This is a genomic window from Endozoicomonas sp. YOMI1, from assembly GCF_024606345.1.
Classification (GTDB): Bacteria; Pseudomonadota; Gammaproteobacteria; order Pseudomonadales; family Endozoicomonadaceae; genus Endozoicomonas.
Genome location: NZ_JAHHPM010000532.1, coordinates 1 through 3,026, shown reverse-complemented (window position 1 = coordinate 3,026; position 3,026 = coordinate 1). Strand labels below are relative to the sequence as shown.

Annotated in this window: 2 protein-coding genes; one reads left to right on the top strand and one right to left on the bottom strand. The window is 50.7% G+C overall.

Features of this window, described 5'->3' with window-relative positions:
• Window positions 1-156: 156 nt before the first annotated feature.
• Complete coding sequence (locus KDK15_RS18925; RefSeq protein ID WP_257296955.1) at window positions 157-1,194, bottom strand: GMP reductase; 1,038 nt, start codon at window positions 1,192-1,194, stop codon at window positions 157-159.
• A gap of 559 nt (window positions 1,195-1,753) precedes the next feature.
• Between KDK15_RS18925 and KDK15_RS18920 the strand changes: the two genes are divergently transcribed.
• Window positions 1,754-2,836 (top strand): class I SAM-dependent methyltransferase, encoded by a 1,083-nt coding sequence (locus tag KDK15_RS18920; protein WP_257296954.1) that lies wholly within the window; start codon window positions 1,754-1,756, stop codon window positions 2,834-2,836.
• Window positions 2,837-3,026: the final 190 nt, after the last annotated feature.

The window sequence follows — 3,026 nt, the reverse complement described above, 5'->3', positions numbered from 1 at the left end:
ATAGCCCCGCTATTCACCTCACAAAACCGAATTTTTATCCTCAATTTTCTGCCATGGAGGCACAGAGGAAAAGATTTTTTCTTTTCTCCGTGACTCCGTAGCAAGGTTTTTTCTTTACTGGATAAGGAAATGTGTAAGTTATTTCAGTACAGTTCCTCAGTTGAAAATACGGTTTTCCTGTTCCTGAACCCGGATAAACGTGGTTCGCTTGGACAGTTCTTTCAGTTGCGCGGCACCTACGTAGGTGCAGGTTGAGCGTACGCCTCCGAGGATATCCTGAACGGTTTCAACGATCGGACCACGGTAAGGTACTTTCACGGTCTTGCCTTCAGAGGCGCGATAGTTGGCAACACCGCCAGCGTGCTGGTCCATGGCAGTGGTGGAGCTCATGCCATAGAACAGACGGAATTGCTGACCATCTTCTTCTACCATTTCGCCGCCGGACTCATCGTGACCGGCAAACATACCGCCGATCATGACGAAATCAGCGCCACCACCAAATGCCTTGGACACGTCACCGGCACAGGTGCAGCCACCGTCGGAAATCACCTGACCAGCAACGCCGTGGGCTGCATCGGCACATTCAATAACAGCGGACAGCTGTGGATAGCCAACTCCGGTTTTAACGCGGGTAGTACAGACGGAGCCCGGGCCGATGCCCACTTTAACGATGTCGGCACCTTTCAGGATTAGCTCTTCCACCATTTCTCCGGTAACCACGTTACCAGCAATAATCACCTTGTTGGGGTGACGCTGACGAACACGGGAAACAAACTCGACAAAATGCTCTGAGTAACCGTTGGCTATATCAATACAGATAAAGCGGAGTTTGTCGTTCAGGGACAGGATTTCGGACATTTTGTCGAAATCGCTGTCGGACGTGCCGCTGCTGACCATGATATGGTTTTCAATACCTTCAGGGGCGTTGTCGAGGAAGGCTTGCCACTCTTCGACTGTGTAATGCTTGTGAACCGCAGTCAGCATTTTGTGCTCAGCCAGGGCGAGAGCCATGGCGAAAGTGCCGACGGTGTCCATGTTGGCAGCAATGACCGGCACGCCGGTCCATTCCTGGTCAGTGTGAACAAATCGGAAGGTGCGCTCCAGGCTCACCAGTGAACGGCTTTTCAGGGTGGAACGCTTTGGGCGGAACAAAACGTCTTTGAAACCCAGCTTGATATCAGCTTCTACACGCATAGTAACTTTTTAATCGCCATTTTGCAGTGCCCTGGGCATGGTGATCCGGGGATCATGCAGCAGCACTGGCAATACGTTGGTTTGGGGAAGTTTGATGTACAAGCGGTCGGACAGCCTGGATGATCAGGGGAGACCCATCTTCGGATACACGAAGATTGCGCCGGACCCAATATCTTTTTTCCGGACAAAAAAATGGGCGTATTTGACGCTTATACGGCTGAAGTATAACTAGGCGCTTGTTGAAATGGAAGGTTGCAAAGCAAGGTGGTGTTTTTGAAAAATGCTTCCCGCTTCCCGAACAAGCGCAAACAGATTCCCTCATAGATCACGACGCGGGCAGGGTTAACTTCCCGGGTGTGCGCAGAACCAGATCACCCTGTGGTTCACTCATCAGAAAACTCCATACGGGTCGTAACTGGCGGCGAATGCTATGCCTGTGGAACCAGCTTGTAAATCCGTATTGCCATGAAAGCTTTGATGGAAAGCATTGGCATGGAAAACAGTGGACTATTCCTGTATAAGTTCCGCTTTGAGAACCGTGTAACCAGCGTTGATACCTATGACACCCCTTCCTTTATCTCCATATTTATCCAATCAGGGCCAGTTAATTGTTCGTAACCAGGCGCTCTTTGAGCTTGAGCATCTTGTGGTGGTTGGGTTGCCAGCTGATGAACTGGCAGCTTATTTGTTGAGCGATGGGGTTGGCTATATCACGGCACTGACCCGTGATTTCAGTGCTTATCGACGACTGCTGCCTCTGCAGGCCTGCCTGGAAGACCGCTTTTCTCTGAGTTTTGCGCCGATCCTGTCGACGGATTTTGCCCGGCCCGTTGATGGTGTTTTGCTCTTTCTTCAGAAAAGCAAACCATTAATGGACTTCTGGCTGGCGATGGTATTGAGCTTTTTGCCGGAAGGGGTACCCATTTGGCTGGTGGGAGAGAATGATGAAGGGATCAAGTCATGGAAAAAGCGGCTGAAGCACAGTTTTGGCTATGTTAAAAGTGTCGATAATGCCCGTCACTGTGTATTGCTGGAAGCTTCAGAACCGTTGAAAAAGCCGGACAATTTTACCCTTGAGCCATGGTTTGAGGCGTTTTCTGTCACTGCTGGCCCGGTCAGTATGAACATTACCTCGTTACCCGGTGTTTTCAGTCATGGTCGTCTGGATAAGGGGACTCAGGTGCTGTTGGAAACGCTGGATAAAGTGCCTGCAGGCAAGGTGCTGGATTTTGGCTGTGGCGCTGGCGTGATCTCCGCTTATATCAATACCCTGCCGGGTGCGCATGATGTTACCCTGGTGGATTGTGATGCCCTGGCATTGGCCAGCAGTACCAAAACCATGAGCGCTACAGGGAGTGAGTCTTTTACGGTACTGCCCAGCGATGGCCTGTCAGAAGTGACAGGGCAGTTTGACCTGATTATCTCCAACCCACCGTTCCACCAGGGAGTAAAAACCCACTATGATGTGACAGAGCAGTTTCTTGCCCAGTCACGTCAGATGCTTTGCCCGGGTGGGGAACTTCGTATTGTTGCCAATAGTTTCCTGCGTTATCCGCCCATCATGCAGAAGGCTTTTGGTCACTGTGAGACATTGCTCACCAGGGATGGTTTCTCGGTTTATCGGGCGGTGAACAGACACTGAAATCACCTGCTTTCAGGTGCCTGAAAGGTTTTATACGAAATTGATAGTTTATATGGTCCGCCCCGCTCTGCAAGGAAAAGTTTACCATCATGACTAAAGAGTAAAGCTTCCACTCTCTTTATAAAGAGACCGGCCTTGGGGTGAGGTCTCAATGCCTCTGGCCCTGATGGAATCCGCTCACTCCCACCTC

What these genes read in the sequence shown, in the direction of transcription:
- KDK15_RS18925 (WP_257296955.1), bottom strand. Translation starts at nt 1,194, where the DNA reads ATGCGTGTAGAAGCTGATATCAAGCTGGGTTTCAAAGACGTTTTGTTC.
- KDK15_RS18920 (WP_257296954.1), top strand. Translation starts at nt 1,754, where the DNA reads ATGACACCCCTTCCTTTATCTCCATATTTATCCAATCAGGGCCAGTTA.